15 protein-coding genes are annotated in these 17,823 nt (G+C 50.4%); 3 read left to right on the top strand and 12 right to left on the bottom strand.

All coding sequences use genetic code 11. From position 1 onward, the window contains the following. Window positions 1-104: 104 nt before the first annotated feature. Both ACGHM3_RS09200 and ACGHM3_RS09195 read right to left on the bottom strand, forming a co-directional pair. Complete coding sequence (locus tag ACGHM3_RS09200; RefSeq protein WP_345418644.1) at window positions 105-2,843, bottom strand: CRTAC1 family protein; 2,739 nt, start codon at window positions 2,841-2,843, stop codon at window positions 105-107. Continuing rightward, window positions 2,840-3,181, bottom strand: a complete 342-nt coding sequence (locus ACGHM3_RS09195) for a hypothetical protein (RefSeq protein WP_345418641.1) — start codon at window positions 3,179-3,181, stop codon at window positions 2,840-2,842. The genes ACGHM3_RS09200 and ACGHM3_RS09195 overlap by 4 nt, the downstream gene beginning before the upstream one ends. Window positions 3,182-3,797: 616 nt before the next feature. Between ACGHM3_RS09195 and ACGHM3_RS09190 the strand changes: the two genes are divergently transcribed. Next, window positions 3,798-5,987, top strand: a complete 2,190-nt coding sequence (locus ACGHM3_RS09190; RefSeq protein ID WP_345418638.1) for a hypothetical protein — start codon at window positions 3,798-3,800, stop codon at window positions 5,985-5,987. Window positions 5,988-6,010: 23 nt separating this feature from the next. Here ACGHM3_RS09190 and ACGHM3_RS09185 read toward each other — a convergent pair whose 3' ends face one another. From ACGHM3_RS09185 to ACGHM3_RS09150, 8 genes are all read right to left on the bottom strand, one after another. Next, window positions 6,011-7,324, bottom strand: coding sequence for an NAD(P)/FAD-dependent oxidoreductase (locus ACGHM3_RS09185; RefSeq protein ID WP_345418635.1), 1,314 nt, complete (start codon window positions 7,322-7,324; stop codon window positions 6,011-6,013). Beyond that, entirely contained in the window at window positions 7,308-8,036 is a 729-nt protein-coding gene (gene fabG, locus ACGHM3_RS09180; protein WP_345418632.1) for a 3-oxoacyl-ACP reductase FabG, read from the bottom strand. Before fabG ends, ACGHM3_RS09185 begins: the two co-directional genes overlap by 17 nt. 82 nt (window positions 8,037-8,118) lie before the next feature. Next, entirely contained in the window at window positions 8,119-10,428 is a 2,310-nt protein-coding gene (locus ACGHM3_RS09175; RefSeq protein ID WP_345418629.1) for an MMPL family transporter, read from the bottom strand. Window positions 10,429-10,436: 8 nt separating this feature from the next. Then, window positions 10,437-11,099, bottom strand: coding sequence for a hypothetical protein (locus ACGHM3_RS09170; RefSeq protein ID WP_345418626.1), 663 nt, complete (start codon window positions 11,097-11,099; stop codon window positions 10,437-10,439). Window positions 11,100-11,170: 71 nt separating this feature from the next. Beyond that, window positions 11,171-11,593: a thioesterase family protein gene (locus tag ACGHM3_RS09165; protein ID WP_345418623.1), complete on the bottom strand. Its 423-nt coding sequence runs from the start codon at window positions 11,591-11,593 to the stop codon at window positions 11,171-11,173. Window positions 11,594-11,595: 2 nt separating this feature from the next. After that, window positions 11,596-11,832, bottom strand: a complete 237-nt coding sequence (locus ACGHM3_RS09160; protein WP_345418618.1) for an acyl carrier protein — start codon at window positions 11,830-11,832, stop codon at window positions 11,596-11,598. A 259-nt stretch (window positions 11,833-12,091) separates the two neighbouring features. After that, window positions 12,092-12,703 carry a lysophospholipid acyltransferase family protein gene (locus ACGHM3_RS09155; protein ID WP_345418615.1) on the bottom strand — a complete coding sequence of 204 codons (612 nt, stop codon included), beginning with the start codon at window positions 12,701-12,703 and terminating at the stop codon, window positions 12,092-12,094. A gap of 192 nt (window positions 12,704-12,895) precedes the next feature. Next, a complete protein-coding gene (locus tag ACGHM3_RS09150; protein WP_345418612.1) occupies window positions 12,896-13,924 on the bottom strand; it encodes a hypothetical protein in 1,029 nt (342 codons plus the stop codon). Window positions 13,925-14,075: 151 nt separating this feature from the next. On the opposite strand from ACGHM3_RS09150, the gene ACGHM3_RS09145 reads away from it, so the two are divergent. Together ACGHM3_RS09145 and ACGHM3_RS09140 are read left to right on the top strand one after the other, a co-directional pair. Then, a complete protein-coding gene (locus ACGHM3_RS09145) occupies window positions 14,076-14,339 on the top strand; it encodes a phosphopantetheine-binding protein (RefSeq protein WP_345418609.1) in 264 nt (87 codons plus the stop codon). 21 nt (window positions 14,340-14,360) lie between these two features. Continuing rightward, the gene (locus tag ACGHM3_RS09140) at window positions 14,361-15,740 is read left to right on the top strand and encodes an AMP-binding protein (protein ID WP_345418606.1); all 1,380 of its coding nucleotides are present in this window, start codon (window positions 14,361-14,363) and stop codon (window positions 15,738-15,740) included. Window positions 15,741-15,841: 101 nt separating this feature from the next. On the opposite strand, the gene ACGHM3_RS09135 is transcribed toward ACGHM3_RS09140, so the two are convergent. Together ACGHM3_RS09135 and ACGHM3_RS09130 are read right to left on the bottom strand one after the other, a co-directional pair. Beyond that, window positions 15,842-16,708 carry a hypothetical protein gene (locus tag ACGHM3_RS09135; protein WP_345418603.1) on the bottom strand — a complete coding sequence of 289 codons (867 nt, stop codon included), beginning with the start codon at window positions 16,706-16,708 and terminating at the stop codon, window positions 15,842-15,844. 167 nt (window positions 16,709-16,875) lie between these two features. Further along, a complete protein-coding gene (locus ACGHM3_RS09130; RefSeq protein WP_345418600.1) occupies window positions 16,876-17,493 on the bottom strand; it encodes a hypothetical protein in 618 nt (205 codons plus the stop codon). Window positions 17,494-17,823: the final 330 nt, after the last annotated feature.

Here is a 17,823-nt window from a genome sequence, read left to right as displayed (position 1 = left end):
TAACTCACATTCGGAGCCTTTAACTTGGGGCTCCATAAAGTTAATCCATGAAAAAACCCTCCGCACGTTTCCGTGGGAGGGTTAGATCAAGCAATATTAAAACTCTAATTTTGCACAGTTACCGAAACGGTATCCTGAACACCACTCATATTGGTAATGGTCACCGTAGCGGGCGCTTGGCTAATACCTTTGAAGTTCTTTTGGTAGAACCCTTTGCCAGCAATCCAATTCAAGTTACCTAGAGATGTTTCTACTTGGTTGGTTTCCATCACAACGTCAATGGAGTCTGTGCCTGCGGGGGCAGTAGAACCTGCTCGCACCCACAACTTACCAGTAGAAAGGAAGTAAATAGCTTTCTCTACGTTGGCGAAGTGGTCAGCAACGATAGGGCCACCACCGCCGTTATCGCCACCACCATCATCCGTGCATGGCTCACCGGACAAGGTAGCGGAATCTGTACCGCCGTTATCGCTGGTTACCGTAATACACTCGGGCTCGCCGGCGATTGGCCTAAAGCTGAATTGGTAAGCCTGGTTTCTATCGTGCCAATTGAGTGTGCCTAACTCAACAGTAACCCCGTTGATAACCGCTGTAGCAGTTAATGTAGCACTGGATAAAGGCTCTAAATCAGAGAAAGCTTGCACCCATAGGCGATTGGTCGCCGGGAAATAAATAGTATCTCTGATAGTTACGGCATCTTCCTCCACCGGTGGATTAGGATCCACTGGAGGATTGGGGTCTACCGGCGGATTGGGATCTACTGGCGGATTGGGGTCCACCGGCGGATTGGGGTCCACCGGCGGATTGGGATCTACCGGTGGAGTCGTGTCCTCACCTGGATCCGGCGCTACAGGGCCTTGCTCCATGGCGGTAATTTCACCAGCCTCTTCTACTTGATACAAGCTGCCGGCGCTCACGTCTTCAAAATAATCAACGGCGCCACTGGGCCACTCTACGCGAATATCCACCTGGGTATTTTCGGCAAGGCCAAAGTGAATTCTCTGATGATTTTGCGACCAACGGTGATAGCCGCCGTTCTGTTCGCGCAGCTGAGATACACCATTGGCAGTGGCGAATACCTTAGCGCCAACACCATCGCGATTCGACAATGTTCCGACCAAGTCCAATTCGATCCAATTGTTTTGATTATCGGTGGTGTTTTTGTAGAGCTGATCCTCAGATTCGAAGCGAACCGGAAACAGCTGTACGCCGTTTGTGACAAACAAATCCAACTTGCCGTCACCATCATAGTCGGCCACCGTTACGTTATCAGCGATACTGTGGCCATCGGTAACATGTGATCCGACAGGCCCCTCGGCACCACCGGCCAGTGGAACAGCTGTAAACGAACCGGTACCATCATTTTCGTAGAGCACATTCGGTAGGTTCTCTACACCGCCAGAACAGGCGGCATAGATATCGATGTCCATATCATTATCGAAGTCCCCCGATGCGACGCCGTTACAACTAACCGCATCGGAAAGATCGCCAACATCGCTTTTCACCGCCAAAGGCTTACTGTTACCGGTAAAACCTGCCCCCGTGTTACGCAACATTACCGGCGACTGTGGTCGGTCTGTTCCAGCAACCCCGTTAATAGTCAAATCCGAGATGGCTTCTGAACTGTTTACAACAAAATAGGAAGTACTGTACCGGCCGCCATTGGCCATGCTGAACTGCCAGATGCCCTCATCGGGATCATAGCCGATATAAACCCCAGCGTCCGAGCCGGCCGTAGGGCTATGGGGCTTGATTCCGTGGTTTATGGAGTCAGCAGCATTTAAATTGAACTGATAGGTAGTAGAATTTTTCTGGGTATTTGCCGCAGGATGGTAGCCGTCCGCACCGATATGATAACGCGGCAAATCGTGAAAACTGTACATATCCACACGCAAGTTGCCGTTAGGCGATTTGAACTTAACAGTCTTGTCGGCGGTGCCAGGAGCCGCTGTAAACCAGGTTTCTACCGTCTTGTTACCAAACTGTTTAGTTTGGACTCGACGCAAACGACCTTTAATCAAAACAACATCGTTTAAAAGATCACCATCGAAGTCGCCAACGGTTGAATCAACCACTAAGGGGACTTTAGGAATATTGTTGGTGAATTTAGAAAAAGGAATCGTTGAGGTCTCTAGCGCAAAAACCGGGAACTGTCCCTCAGGAGCCGAAACGACCTCCAGGGGCAGCTGGTTGTCCAGATCGATTAGGTGGGCATAGTTAGTAGTTTTATGCTCGTTCAAGCCAGTCTGTTGGTTGCTATCCCAAAAAGTATTGTCCCGCTCACTTTGTTGCCAAGTCCAAGTACGGGTTCGGCTATGCAGAATCATATCCAGTAAGCGATTATTATCCCAATCGAACCAAGTAGGCATTCTGCCTTCTCTATCTTCGTCAACACCTTTTTCGTGGGTGCGATCACGTAGCAGCCCATCCTCGTTCATGAGTAACGCGGAATCCCAGCGTGCACCTGTGGTGATAAATATGTCCTGGTCACCATCGCTGTCGATATCCGAAAAAGTAACGCCGTGGTGATCCGAGAATTTATTGTCTTTACGCCAAGCAGCGTCGACGTCTGCCTTTACAGATATGTCCTTAAAGGTCCCGTCGCAATTATTTTTGTAAAGTCCAGCCTCGTGACGATGGTGATTAACGAATAAATCTGGGCAGCCATCACCATTGATGTCCCCCCAAGAAGAACCCCAAGCTTCAGCTTCCGCAAACGGTGTATCTGTTTGTTGCTCAAAAGTAATGGCGTTAACCGCACCCACGGGAGCAGCGCAAGCAATTGCCAAAGCAGTTTTACGCATAAAGGATCGCCGAACACCGGTTTGTTTGATCGGTTTCATTTATATTTTGCCTTTATAAAACGGTTTGATGTGTTGTTGAAATTCTCTATTATTTTCAATTCGCTAGGCGCATAGCCAGCGCACGCGTGCGCCTTCGGGCCCACCCAAGATGGATTGAATTTTCCTAGACTGTGAAAAAAACACTTTTGCCAGCCCTGAATTTTATTTACAACTAGGCCTTTGGTTTTTCTTAATTTTTTAGAACAATTTAAAGTTTTATTTTTTTTAATTGTGCAGCCACTAGGGCGCACCGATTCTAGCGCTAATGTCGCTGGAATTGTATCTTCGTGATTGCGTAGTTTTTTGGCACAACGTGCGCCTGTGGGGTGGGTGCTCATTACTTGAAATCCCTTAAATTCAAACTGATCCTACGTTGGTGTTATAAGCCGAAGCCGATACCAGGTAAGCAGTCGTTTTTAGTCCATTAATAGGTAGAAAGTTAGGCTCATCTATTACCAAAACAACGGAAAAAGGAGAACTTCACTTTTGTGCTGCAGTATACAGATTTTGAAGGAAAGTTAATGTAAAAAGTTTTATGAAAAAACACTCTAAGCTTTGCTTTACCCTTCTAATCTTAAGATCTTTCAAATATTGATCAATAATTAATCAAACCTGATTAACGAGACAGTTTAACTAGCCTTTTATCGCCAAACCACACTGCCAACTTTTGCAGTTTTTTAACCAACCAGTTAATTAAAGAACTAAAGAATAATTGGCTTGGCCGTCATTTTTGCCAAAGTGATAAGCCTACGTAAAGTTCTGTTAGAAAAGCTTAAGGGCCTACGGATTAAAACAACGCGCACGCGCTGAACAGTTGGAGTCGCAAACTAAAAACTAGCGAATTCCGCCGTGTTCTTTCGCCGTTGCTAGGTTACTATAAGGTACACCAACGAAGGCAGTACCTCTTCAGGGCAAAGCCGTCACACTCGTTTTGCTAGCTGGATCAATATTGCAATGGAAACTCCAAACACGCTGAGGACCAGCACCATAAACAAAACCCGCAATTCATGTCGCTGCCTACTCCTGCTTTTACTCAGCACTGCCGCCTCGGCAAATAATGACTCCGATATCCACGACCCATCGACCTTCATTAAAGGACATTTATTGGTAAGCCCAGCGGTGCATTCGCCGCGGCCTCCTAAAGCCACACAACTGCTGGAAACCTTACTACACGAAGATTTCGAGCAGCCACTGACCGACTGGAAGAAATCCGGCCTATGGCAGGTGGGCGATGTTGTGACAAACCAGCCTACCGCGCATTCGGGTACCCGCGTAGCGGCCACCAACCTCAGTGGGCCATACCACCAATGGACGGACGACAAGCTCACTGCGCCTTTGGTCAATTTACCCGAGCTCACATCCGGTGAGCACTTGGTATTATCCATTCAGGAAAGCTACCAACTGGAAAGTTACCAAGATTATGGCTTTGTTGAACTGAGTACGGACGGCGGCGTGCATTGGGATAGAGTGATTTCAACACGCACGGGCACCACGCTCAACCGTTGGGTTGAATCGCGCTTCATGCTGGATGAATTCGCCGGCCAAGCGTTGATGTTGAGATTCCGTCTGAGAACCGATGCTGAGCACCATTACGCTGGCTGGTACATCGATAGCCTAACCATTACCCGTGAAGCACAACAAAATTTCAACGCTCGCGTGCGCAACGTTAACGGCAGCCACCTGCCCTACGTCTATGCAGACATAGTCGTGGAACCGGCCTACGGTAGCTGTGAACCGAGGTTACGCGAGGCTAACTTTGAAGTCACCGAAGACGGTGTAAAACAAACCGTTGCGGCGGTAGAGGCACCCCAGGCCAGGCCGCAAACTGGCTTGGTGGATATCGTTTTCGTCTACGATAACAGCGGCAGTATGCGTGAGGAGCAAGCTTTAGTAGAACATCATATCGCGGCGTTTATCGATGAACTTAAAAACACTGAATTAGACTTCGCCCTTGGTTTAGTGCGCTACGGCGAGCCAGACAACGGCAGCTCCATTAGAATTGAAAATACTGGCGCACTCACCACCGATGGTATCTTTTTTGTTAATCAGATATTGCCTGACATCCTATCCAACAACTCCTTCGAGCCCACCTACGAGGCCATTGCCTCCACCGCCCAAGCGTTTTCATTTCGCATTGGCTCGCAACCTATTTTTATTGTCATCACCGATGAATTCGCGGGCCAAGGCAACACCACGGCGCGTTCTGCGCGGCAGGCGGTGGACGAAATTAACGGTAAGCTTTTTGCCGTCACCTACGCGGATCTTTTTTCGGACTTTGAACCACTGATAGAAAGACCTTCGCAATTGCTTAATCTACTGGATCCGCTCACACCAATTACGCAACAATTACTGCGCGACGCCACTAACACCTATCGCTTAAAATATTTACCAAAGCAGAGCAAAAGCTTGCAGCAAGAGCGACAAGTTAGGGTTAACGTCAAGTGTGGCAATAAAATTACTACGGCAAATGCCAAATACACGCCGCAATCGAAACCCACCATTCAATTGAGCAGATCAACCAGCGATGCTCACCACAGCAGCCATGCAGAAGACCTTGACATTGCCATCAGCGTCAATATAAACGATAACGTAAGCCCCTATGTGAGTAGCGCCAATTTGGTTTACAGAACACTAGGCGCTCCATACCAAACCATCGCCATGCAGCAATTGTCAGTGGCGGAATTTATTGCGTATATCCCAAAGGAATCCGTCAAAGCGCCCGGTGTTGAGTATTACATCACCACAACAGACGGTGAGAACACCGCGTCTCTACCCTCGGTTCAACCTTGGAATCAACCCTTTGCCATAGCGGTGCAACCCAATATAACACCGGTGATAGAACACACTCCGAACCTGCCGGATGACGGCGCAGTAGAAGTCACAGCTCGTATACATCACGCCCAGCAGGCGCAGGTGTATTTTAGAGCTCTTGGGGATTTGAAATACGAGTCCGTTACCATGTCAGCTGGTGACAAAGGGCTGTATCGGGCTCAGCTTCCCAGCCAAACCGACTCAGACACCGTTTTGGAGTATTACATCGAAGCCAAAGATCAATTTGGCTTAGCTTTCCACTTCGGGCACTTCGACGCCCCCATTCAATTACACCCGAAACCGAGTCGCTTAGCACCGGATGCCGGCTATTAGAGATGCCCTATTCTCGCGTTATTTTATCGCGGCAAACGGGCGATTTGTCGGTGGGCCACCTCGGTTAGGTTTTTACATATATGGTCACAACTATAAGTAAACAGCTTATTGCAAGTTTTAGATTGGACTTTATAGCCCGTGGTCATACCTGCCAAGGCCCTGCTCACCAAACTTTCCATTAAACGGCCGGGTTGCCACCAGCGGCTCTGTGCAAGCATATCTTGCCGAACCGCAGCCATAGTGAGTAATTTACCGTTATAAAAATATTCAATGAGTGACTGCCAAGCGCGGTGCCACTGGCGCAAATTTTCGCAGTAGCGCTGCAACTGTTGGGGTTTAATGGTTTGCCTGGAAAACACGACCTTATCCAATTGATTGGCAGATTCCAACGCCATATAAACACCAGGCGATAACATTGGGTCGACAAAACCAAAAGCGTCACCCAGTAACACCCAACCTCGCCCAAATGCCTGTCGGGAAATCAATTGGTATCGCGCGTAACTGGCCACATCGCTGATGGCTTCACGCTGGGCACCAGCCCGCGCTAACAGCGGGTGAGCATTAAGAGCATTATCGAGTTGCTCCTGGGGCGCTCGGCCGTAGCGAGACCAAGCTTGCTTATTCATAACCGCGCCCACAGATAGCCCCTGTGGAAGCGGAATTTGCCAGAACCAACCATGCTCCGCTGCAGTGAGCAAAACTTGCCCAGCAAAGGCGCTTTCACTGTCAAACTGCCGAAAGTGCGCAAAGTGCGCCACGTCGTTACGCAGACCTTTATCAGCCGGCAACTGCAAACATCGGCTAAACACCCTTGCCCTACCGCTGGCATCGATTAACCAGTCCGGGTGCTCATGTTCGGCTAGTCCTGCATGGCGCAGCGACTCGGCGGTTAATTGTATCTCTCGCTGATGGCTGGCAGAACGCCCCACACCAGCGCGATGCTGTATCACATGGGCGCCTAAAGCCCGTGCGCGCTGCAATAATATGTCATCAAATTGCGGCCGCGGGATATTGTAGGCGTAACCGGGGCGATGCTCACTATAATGCGGAAAACGAAAATCCACCCGGGTACCGTCTGCGTGACGGAAACCGGCTCCCAATTTAATATGGGATATCGCAGCCACCGACGACTCAACGCCAATTTTTCGTAAAATGGGTGTGGCTGCGGACACCAGCGACTCGCCCACCAGCAAAGGTCTGCGCACCGGGTCGTTAAATAAGTACACCGCTAGGCCGCGTTGCCGCAGTAGACAAGCCAACGTAGCCCCGGCCGGGCCCGCGCCAACGATGGCAACACTGGGGCCTATACCTAACATGGTTTTAACACAACCCGCCATTAATACTAATCACCTGCCGAGTCACATACCCGGCTTGCTCGGACATCAAATAATCAATTAACCCGGCCACTTCTTCAGCCTGCCCGTAACGGCGCATGGGAATGGCATTGAGTATTTCTGACTCAGCCATCTGATCCGTCATTTCGGTTTCGATCATGCCTGGTGCGACACAATTGACGGTGATCTTACGCTTTGCGAGCTCGGTGGCCAGAGCTTTGCTGGCACCAATGACGCCGGCCTTCGCGGCGCTATAATTGGCCTGCCCGCGATTTCCCACCAAACCAGAAACCGAGGCCAGAGTGACAATTCTGCCACCTTGGCGCAGACGTATCATGGGCATAACCAAAGGATGAAGCACGTTGTAAAACCCATCGAGGTTGGTGTGGACCACACTATCCCACTGCTCACCTGTCATAGCAGGAAAGGCGTTATCACTGTGCATGCCTGCGTTGCATACCACACCGTAATAAGCGCCGTTTGCCTCCACCGCTTGCTCCAACACGTGCTTGGTGTGGTCTCGGTCGGAGACATCAAATTGCAATAGATCACCGCTGCCGCCAGCCTGCGTAATGTGCTGCAGTACCTGTTTGGCCTCCTGCGCACCGGAACGATAATGAACGGTCACGTGAAAACCCTGCTCGGCCAATCGAATTGCAACCGCGCGCCCAATACCTCGGCTGGCGCCGGTAACCAATACTCGCTTTTTAGTCATAGTATTCTCTTGTTTAAACGCCAACTCTACTCGAGCTGGAAAAAGTATCCGTTTTTATTTTTAAGTCCAACCAAGGTTTCTTTTAATGAGCAGCTCGTACCTCGACTGCCATCGGTAAATGCCGACCTAATACAATAGCCCCCAGTAAATTGATCGTATTGGCAATTAATAACGCCCAACCGAAACTGTTCACCACCGGCACTTGGCTAAAAGCTAACAAGCCAAAGGATAACAAACTGGTGGCCGCAGAAATAATCACCGCTTGCTCAGTAACTCGCTGATGACCACGCATTTGATAAGCAAAAATGCCATAGTCTAAGCCCAAACCCAACACTAAAAAGGCCGCCATGGTGTGAAACAGATTCAGCGGCACGCTAAATAAACTGAACACCACAACCATTAGCCCGGTACCACACATAGGAATTAAAACTATAGCCAGGGCAGAAAACCGCCTAAAATAACCGAGTAAGAATAGCCCAACACAGCCATAGGCCAGTAGTAACATCAACGACGCACTATTTTTTTGAGTGGTTAGCATTTGCTGGGTTTGCTCAATTGAACGGAATAAACTAATCCGACCACTACCTGCTAACAATCCTTGCAGAGCAGACAGATCAACACCCTGCTTTATTAAAATAATATTGAGCAACCCTTGGTCGGTCTTTTGCCAAAGCGCTGGGACTGATGTACCAAAAAAACTCAGCCATTGGCTTGTGTCCGTTTGCTGGCCATCGGCCTCACGATAGGCGGTTTGCATCTCGGCCAGCGCGACGCCTGGGCCTACGCCGAGCAATTGATAATAGTGTTCTACCACGCCACCGGGCTGATAAAGCGCTTGCTGGGATCGATAATCCGAACGCTGCTGCCGGCTGGATGGCCTCCATTGCGTCACCGAAAAAAAATCGTCGACGCTTAATTGTTCGCTCTTTGCCACCTGCTCGAAAAACAGCTGGCTTTGTTCATACACGCTGTTTTCATCACGGCCGGTAATCACCACAAAAGTTGCCGGCTCAAACCCTTGAATTTGCTTAGCAACGGCTTGGTCCATGGCCAACACCGCAGGGTTTGGCTTAAAAAAACCAAACGGACTAGCATTACTAGGCTGCAATAGGCTAAGCGTAAGCCCAGCCAGTACGCAGACCACAGCCACCACACTGAGCCAGCCCGGTTTACCCCAAAGTACGGGTTTGTTGATCCACTGTTGCAAGCGCGCTAGGGCGCCGGTATTAAGCTGAAGCTGGCGTCCGAACCCCGGCGCTAGCACAACAACCAATAACCAAGCGGCGATCATTCCGGCACAGGAAAACACAGCCACCTGGCTTAGAGCTGGCAAGTGCGATAATCCCAAGGCGGCGTATCCCACCAAAGACGTCACCAAGCTTAACAGCAACGCCCGGTGCAAACTGCGGGTCTCGCCACCACCAGAAAGATGAAAAAAACTGTGAATGGAGTAGTCCACGACAATGCCAATCAGACTAGCGCCAAACACCACCGTTAAAATATGCACGCCGCCAAACACTATGTGGACACAGGCAAAGGCGAAGGCCACGCCCAAAGCAATACTAAGCAGAGGAAATATAACCGAGCTAAATGCCCGAAACACAATAAACAGCAGCACAATTACCGTAACACCCGAAATAATACTGATGCGGGTAATATCGCGCTTGGATTCTTCAGCCGCGGCGGCGGCATAAAAAAAGACGCCGCTGTGTTGTATGCTGCTGTTCGGATACAAAGCCTTTACCGACTTTTCAGCCGCCTCAATACTTTGTAACAATTCTGCTTGGCCCTGCATGCCAAAGGTGGTTGTTGTTAATTGCGCACTCACACTGTAGATGTGATCGGGCAGAGCTTGATTGGATTGAAGACCTGCCAATAATCCAAACCATTGCTGCGAATACCAACCCAATGGATCGATCTCAAAAGGGATTATTTGCGGTGTAGCCGATAGCGCGTAACGCTCCTGTACCGCCTGTTGCGCTATTGCCTTTGCTGAGCTGCCTGGCTCCAGCATCGCCCGCTGCTCGGGCGTTAATAAATAAAACCGATTGCGGGTTATTAAGTTTGTTAATTGCGTTTTCAGTTGTTGTTCATTAGTAACAGCTAAGGTGGGAATATCGGCCAGAGCCTGAGTTAAAGCGAGCCCGGCGGACTCCGCATCCTGGCCAACCGGCAAGGTAATCAGAAACAGGATATTTTGCTGCAAGTCGGCCAACAAATAATCAACAGACTTGGCAACCACCTGCTGCTGGGGCGTCGATGGTACTAGGCTGCGTAAATCGGTATCGATCTGCCAAGGCTGGCCAGACACCCCGCGAACCAAATAAAAACCAACGCTAAATAGAATAACGGCGAGCAAGAGTGTAGCGGCAATACTTCTCAGATTAACCATGACTGAACCTAGGGCGCGACGGCATCCAAACGTGCGCAACTGGTTGCGGCCAATTCACCCATGTAAGCAACGCACTGGTTCGACTGAGCAGCGCTGTTTTTGCTGATTAACTCGGCCCGATTCACCACTCGCAGGGTTTGCCCAGCGGTGTCGACTAGGCTCATTTCAACTGTGTTAACGCTGCCTTCTTCGGCGCCCTCTTCGCCGCCCACTTCGCCAGCCATCTGCACCAGAAAAATAGACTGCACCGCACGCTTTAATCGGCGCTGCTTGGGTTTTAGTTCATAGGTCAACGGCTGTGCATTGACTTGCTCAATGTCGAATCGACGCTGAATATCGCTTTGATTGGCGGAGAACAACAGCAACATAATGCGGCCAATGGCGGCTTGATACCTAGCCTCCAAAGCAGCTAAATCGCCCTCGGCATTAATGCTGTAATAGGAATCATCTTGGCCAAACAAAAACCCATCCACCACGGGCTTTTGCTGTAGCCATATCACACCGCGTTGACAGTCAAACCGAAAGCGCCCGGAAGATCGCAACAGCGTGGGTAAACCAGGTATGGATTTTTCTTGTTCAAAAGTGCCCATTTGGTAACACTGGCTTGGCAACAATTGATCAAGCTCGGCGATGGGGTCGGCTTGGGCCTGCGCGACAACTGCTTGCCCCACCCCACAACTCCAAAAAAGCAGCCAAAAAAGCAGCCAAAAAAGCAGCCAGGTAACTGCTGGTATTGTCGGCTTCATAAACTGGCCAGCGCCTGCTCTACAAGCTGCACTACTTGCTCAGGTGCTTCGTACTGAATATCCCCTTCCGGTGACACAGCTACTTGGTCGGTATGGCCTTTGGTGATGACTTCTTGGCTTTGATAGTCGCGGATGATGTACCGAATATCGAGCTTATTGCGATATTCTCGTAAGCTGGCGCGCACGACGATACGTTGGGTGAAATGCAACGGCTTTAGGTACTTTACTTCCATGGCAACCACGGGATAAAAGAAACCCAGGGTTTCCAATGTTGAATAGGGTATACCGAGCTGTTCCAGCAACTTACAACGGGAAACTTCAAAGTACTTTGGATAATTGCCATGCCATACCACTCGGTAGGTATCCACGTCGTAAAACGGTATGTCTATCTCAACGTCTGCCCAGGCCAGCTCCGCCACAGCTACAGCCCTTCTAAAATGTCCAGCACCTGCCCTACCGTACGTGCATCACGAAACAGTTCGGGGCTGATTTTATCGCCTTTTTGCTGCTTTAACTGCAGTACTAAGTCCATAGTATCAATGCTGTCGATGTCCAAATCCTCGTAGAGCTTGGCATCTTCGGTGACTTCTGCCGCCGGGGTATCGAACAGTTCTTCGAGGGTGGAGGCTAATTGTTGGTGCAGCTCTTGGCGTGTCATATTGGGTGTTCCTTTCCTTTAACTCGTTTTAATCCTGGCACCAGATCCTTGCCGTACCGAGATGAAAACTCAAAAGCACTGTTTGTTTCGGGCATTGCTTTGAATTGCGTCATCGTATTCTTTGGCACCTCCGTGTACCGAGCCAGCGCTGTGCCAACGACCTAGTTTAAACAACCCGGGGCAAACAACCTGGGTTTAACCAACTAGGCAATCGACGAGCTCACTCCGTGGGCATTGTAGCACCAAGCCGTGGCCGGATTTAAGCCTTGGGCCGGTGATACTGAGCGATCTCACAAACGGGGTCAGCCAGCCTAGAGCGGTAATATTCGATCAGAAACTCGGTCAATAATCGGTACTGACGAGTCCGCGGTAGCGATGCATCGACACATTCAGGCACCTTAAGACTGGGCTCAATCACGATATCAATCTGCGCTGGCTGCTCGGGTAATTGCCACCACTTTTCGCCCTTTTGCAGCATTCTTGGCGAACAATAGAACACGATCGGTAATATCGGGCATTGCGCCATCACTGCGATATTGGCGGCACCGCGTTTAAAGGCCAGCTGATCATCGTACTCATTGCGGGTTCCCTCAGGGAAAATCAATAAATTTTCGCCTCGCGCCAGAGCCTCACAGGCTGACTGCAATAGATTGTCATCGTTGGCCAATTTAAACCCGGCCGCTTTTATGGTCAGCCTAGTGAATGGATTTGCGGCCAGCGCGGGTTTTACGATGCAACACACATCGCGCACGTAGGCCATGGCAAACAGCGCATCAATCAACATCGGATGGTTTGCAATGATAAGGTGGCCGCGAATGTCAGTGACATTACGGCGATGCACGCGATAGCGGTAGAGCCAGACCAATTGCATAAAATGAACATAACTTAGGCACATTAGCCTGATGAACGCGCGCGTTATGGTCTGCCGTTGATATTGAGAACAAGGCACAGTAAATAGGATGAGTGACAGTGCCGCAGGCAGTATTGCTCCAATAGCAAACAGCCCATAGCTAAAGCCGGCGGCACCGATTCTCCACAGCTGCTTAACCGACATCGTATTGGCTCAAGCGCAAAAGCACTCTATTTCTACCAGTAGCTCAGAACGGCAGATGTCGGCCAGTAAATAGACAACCTCAGCCTGCTGATACTCGCGCTCTACCAGCGCCTTCGCTTCAGCGAGGTGCTCTTCGTGGCGAAGGTACACTCTAACAAACCGCACCTGCTGGCACCGTTTATTAGCCTGGTTTAGTAAATGGCTGATGTTTTCAAAGGTTACTTGCACTTGAGCGCCCAAATCGCCGATGTGCAGGCTCTCGTGACCGACAATACTGGCGGTACCAGAAACCAGTAACACAGTGTCGTCGCCTTGTTGCCATAGAGTTGCTCGTGCAAACGAAGGGCTAGAAATACCGTATTGTCGCGGATAGGAAAATGCATCCACCTGCTTGGTATTGGCCAAATGACACCCCGGAGTCTGGCTGGCCAGTAAGTGGATAGTGAGGCTGTCTCCGCTATGGCCTACGGCGCTGGCCGCTGGGAAATCAGCAGACTGCAAACCAGCCTGCTCAAATGCCCGTAGCCGCCCAGTGCAAAATCGTTTGTAAACTTCATGGTCAGCATTTCCCTTCTCCATTCCGCCATTAATGTTGGGCACATAGTTCCAGCAACGCAGCAAGTGCGGCGACGCCGACTCTGCCACCAGCGCCAACAATTGCTCATAGGCCAACTTAGCCAGTGCTGTGATATCGTCCGCTGAGCCACAATCGAGGGTTAGCCCAACAAACAAAAATCCACCGCCGCAGGCCCAGTGCACTGCACCAATTTGGCCGCGCTCCACTGGCTGATCGCCCACGTGCCAGTTTTCTACTTGGCAATCGCCAGCCAACAAAGGCAGCTCGCAGCCAAACGCCTGCTGTTGCGCTGCTGCGGCTATTAAAGCTGATTGATCAAATGCATTGATACCGAACACCACAGTTGCCATCGCCCGGGCGCTGTTCGACTGACTGACGCTGAGAAAGCTAGTCGCAGCGACAGTATTAGGTGGAGTATTGGCCGCAGAAGAGGCCGATAAGGGCGACTTAGATTGACGCATAAAAAGCCTAAAAGTATCCGTACTGGTTAACGCTGGCTCCGCAAACTGTTGTTGTTTAAGCAATTTTTACGTTTTACGCAGGGTGACTTAACTGGGGGCGTAGTTTAAACTACGCCCCCTCAAAAAAAAAGCTGCGCCCGGAGTTGTACTTGTGACTAGTCAGACTGCGTTTGAAACAGAAATCGCATCTCTTTTAATCGAAGCATTGGACCTGGAAGACAAGTCCGCACAAGATATCAATCCAACCGAACCCTTATTCGGTGAAGGCCTCGGCTTGGATAGCATCGACGCACTGGAAATCGCGTTGGCAATCTCACAAAAGTACGGCATTCAAATGAAAGCCGAAGAAGAGCAAACCAAAGAGGCTTTCTACAACCTTCAAAGCCTGTGCGCGTTTATTGAACAGCGCCGCTAAGTTTTACGCTGATTTCCCCAATTGGCCGCCCAACCTAATGCCAGCACCAGCCCCATCATCGAGCGCGATGCCAGCGCACCGTTTGCCTACTTAAGTACGCCGCTGGCGGCCCTGGACCTGCAACCGGGCCTGGTCTCCTGCGCTCAGTTTTGCCAGCATGTGCAAAGCCTAGCCCAATATTTACCCGAGCACCCCTACGCGATCAACTTGTGTGAAAATCGCTATTTATTTACCGTGGTTTTCTGTGCCGTATTGGTCCGCAGCCAAACCAACCTACTGCCGCCAAACAAGGCCAATAACACCCTACTTAGCCTAGCCGAACAGCATCCAAGCTATGTAATCCACGATGGCTCGCTGGAATATTCGCTGACGAACAACACCCCCAAAGTCGACTTAAGTCAGTTGGTACCCGGCTTAGCCCCATTCACATCAACCAGCCTGCCCCGTGTTACCAATCATCATATTGCCGCCATTTGCTTTACTTCCGGCTCCACAGGCCAGTCGCAACCTATCGTTAAAACCTGGGGCACATTGTCGGCGGCAAACCACCACAATGCTCGGTTTATGCTCAGTGACCTCAGCCAAACCACCTACCAAATAGCCACTGTGCCCGGCCAACATATGTGGGGGCTAGAAACCACGGTACTGATGCCCTTGGTGGCCGATACCGTGATGAGTGACGCCAAACCCTTTTACCCCTCCGATATCGCCGGCTTAGCCGCCCAGCTGCCAAAGCCAAGATTGCTGGTATCGGCACCGATTCACCTACGGGCGTTGGTAAATGCAGGTCTGGCATTACCGGCCTGTGAGCGAATCCTGTGCGCCACTGCGCCCTTGCCTCAAGTGTTGGCCAGCCAAGTTGAACACAGCTTGCAGGGCAAGGTTGCCGAGGTTTATGGTTGCAGTGAAATGGGCTCAATGGCCGTACGCTTTACCGCAGAGAGCCAAACCTGGCGATTGTTCGATGCCTTCGCATTAAACCAGCTGCAAACCGGGCACAGCCAAGCCACGGCAAGTCATATTGATCAAAGCGTGGTGCTTGGCGACTTTCTAGAGCTGGTAGACGAGCACCACTTCCGATTGACCGGGCGAACCGACGATGTCGTCAACATTGCCGGCAAGCGGGGCTCGCTGGCCGAAATTAATCGTATTCTGCTGCAGTATGAAGGCTTGGAAGATGGCGTGGCGTTTTTACCACCGAACAAAAAGCGACTGGCGGCTCTGGTTATTTTGAAACCCGGTCACACCACGCAAGGCCTGGCGGATTATTTTAGAGAGCATATAGACCCCGCCTTCGTACCCCGGCCCATGGTAGCGGTGCCGCAGCTGCCCCGATCAGAAAATGGTAAATTGAGCCACAAGGCAGTATTGGACTGCTACCAACGCACGCGGCCCACCTAAATTCTTGTCACTTACAAAAAAGCCAGCTTACCCAAGCGGATAAACTGGCTTTTGAGATTTCACGACGGCTGGCCAACAAGAGCCGCCGCTGGCAGATTACATCAATTCACTTTCAAAGCACCGCCGCGGCCCAGGCCACCTTCAACTTCCTGCGCTTTGTAGTTTTTCAAAGAAACCACCATTTTATTCCAGGCATCGGTAAACGCGGCCACTGTAGCCTTGCCCTCAGGGGTTTTTGAAAACCCGCTCAGGGTTCCTGCCGTGCCGCGCCCAAACGCTCCCAAGGCAGCGCCGTAGTTGGTTGCCGTTGCACTGCCCTCGGCGGCGGAAAGCTGTATGGCAGAACGGAGATCAAACAGGGACAAGGTAACGACAGAGGCCTTGGACTTTGCACCACCGGCTATTTTGCCAAACATGCCGGGCAGGTACTTACCCACGGATGCGCCCACACCGCCCACGGAATCATTGTTGATGATAATTTTTGGCTCTAGATAATAATCGGCCGCCACCCGTTGGCCTTTTTGTTGGCTAGAGCCGGCGCGATATTCACCAGAGTTTCGTTGTTGCTCAGTGATGCGAGACATGCGGGCGTCTAATTGCTGACTGCCCACAGAGGTTATGACAAAACAATTAGACTGCTGCACCGCCAAACGCAGTAAAGGCTCGATAGTGGTGACATCAGTGGTACTGCCAAAACGGCCGTACCAATCGGCATTACGGCCGTCATCCACCGCGATGGTGCCCAAGGTTTTTTCGCACCGCTCCAAAGACTCATCGGCCCCGGCGCTGGTACCACCGCCAGCTGCACCCGATACTGCAGTTGTTGAGTCGCCCTTAGAAATTAAGCCGCCACCGGCACCACAAGCAGTGAGTATACCGCCCATAGCACAGGCACCTATCAATTTTAACAGCCGTAATTTCAACAGCGGTTTTTCCTCGCTGGCTGACAGACTCAAAATCGCTTTCATAAACCTACTCTCCACTTATTCTGTTTAGTATCGATTTTAATAAGATAATGCGATAAGCATACGCAGTTTGTGTTTGTGTATTTTCAACTTATGTGAAAATTTATTAAGGTGATCAAACCACCTCTTAGACTAGAACCAGAGCGCTGATACTGGCGTTAACAGGTGCATTAATAGTAATACCAGTAACCGCTGCGCCAATACCCCAAATAGCGGTAACCGCGGTACCAGTAGCCATAGAAAACATTGCGCCATCGTGTGCGCCATTGGTAATAGTTTTGCTCGTTCTTTTTCGCGGCACTGGCTTCGGCCAATAACTCTTCGGATTCTTTATCGCCACGGCCAGCAGCAATCATCAACCACTTTTCTGCTTCAGCAGGGTCGGAACCCATCTCTTCTAAACCGGTGAGGTATAATCGGCCCAACGCTTTTTGCGCATCGAGGCTGCCGCGCTCGGCGGCCTTGCGCATCCACTGCAACGATTCGTAGCTGTCCTGCTTGACACCGTCGCCGCGAAACAATCGCAACGCCAGATCGTAGGCCGCCTTTGGCTCTTTGGCGGCGAGCTTTTCCAACGCGATCATTTCTTCGCTTTTGGCTTCAACGGGCTTGTATTCGGTGTTGGTTTCTTGGGTGGAGCGCTCGGAACAACCGCTGTCGTCGCAAATACGCATGGATTTTGCTACAGGAGTGGTTTGAGAGCAGCCAGCAATAAGGCAGGTGCAGAGCGTTACAACCAGCCCAATGGGCTGAAGAATTCGACGTAAAAGAGAGTGACAGTAATCCATAACTTATTATCCTGACGGCTAGCGCTGCCCAAACAATATTGCATGCATGACACGAGTTCAACTACGAAATCGCCTAACTTTTAACTTATTAACAAAGATAAAAATTAAAACAGCCTTTGCACACGATTTTATTTTTAGACATTAACGAATAAATTTAATAAAAACACTGACGATGAGTTAATTATTCACATATGAACAATTATTAGAGAGAACAGGATTCAGTGCCATTGTATTAACGTGCAGCAGGCGCAAACAAATCCCACACAACGGCCAAATAAAGCTAGCACACAGACTTGGAGTAATCTATGCGGTCCAGGAATCTGAGTTATT

The sequence above is a fragment of the Halioxenophilus aromaticivorans genome (assembly GCF_042850945.1).
Lineage (GTDB): Bacteria > Pseudomonadota > Gammaproteobacteria > Pseudomonadales > Cellvibrionaceae > Halioxenophilus > Halioxenophilus aromaticivorans.
The sequence above is the reverse complement of the archived record's forward strand: the minus strand, read 5'-3'. Positions and strand labels throughout refer to the sequence as shown.

Coding starts and splice junctions, on each gene's coding strand:
- ACGHM3_RS09200 (WP_345418644.1), bottom strand. CDS start 2,843: ATGAAACCGATCAAACAAACCGGTGTTCGGCGATCCTTTATGCGTAAA.
- ACGHM3_RS09195 (WP_345418641.1), bottom strand. CDS start 3,181: ATGAGCACCCACCCCACAGGCGCACGTTGTGCCAAAAAACTACGCAAT.
- ACGHM3_RS09190 (WP_345418638.1), top strand. CDS start 3,798: ATGGAAACTCCAAACACGCTGAGGACCAGCACCATAAACAAAACCCGC.
- ACGHM3_RS09185 (WP_345418635.1), bottom strand. CDS start 7,324: ATGGCGGGTTGTGTTAAAACCATGTTAGGTATAGGCCCCAGTGTTGCC.
- fabG (WP_345418632.1), bottom strand. CDS start 8,036: ATGACTAAAAAGCGAGTATTGGTTACCGGCGCCAGCCGAGGTATTGGG.
- ACGHM3_RS09175 (WP_345418629.1), bottom strand. CDS start 10,428: ATGGTTAATCTGAGAAGTATTGCCGCTACACTCTTGCTCGCCGTTATT.
- ACGHM3_RS09160 (WP_345418618.1), bottom strand. CDS start 11,832: ATGACACGCCAAGAGCTGCACCAACAATTAGCCTCCACCCTCGAAGAA.
- ACGHM3_RS09155 (WP_345418615.1), bottom strand. CDS start 12,703: ATGCAATTGGTCTGGCTCTACCGCTATCGCGTGCATCGCCGTAATGTC.
- ACGHM3_RS09150 (WP_345418612.1), bottom strand. CDS start 13,924: ATGCGTCAATCTAAGTCGCCCTTATCGGCCTCTTCTGCGGCCAATACT.
- ACGHM3_RS09135 (WP_345418603.1), bottom strand. CDS start 16,708: ATGAAAGCGATTTTGAGTCTGTCAGCCAGCGAGGAAAAACCGCTGTTG.
- ACGHM3_RS09130 (WP_345418600.1), bottom strand. CDS start 17,493: ATGGATTACTGTCACTCTCTTTTACGTCGAATTCTTCAGCCCATTGGG.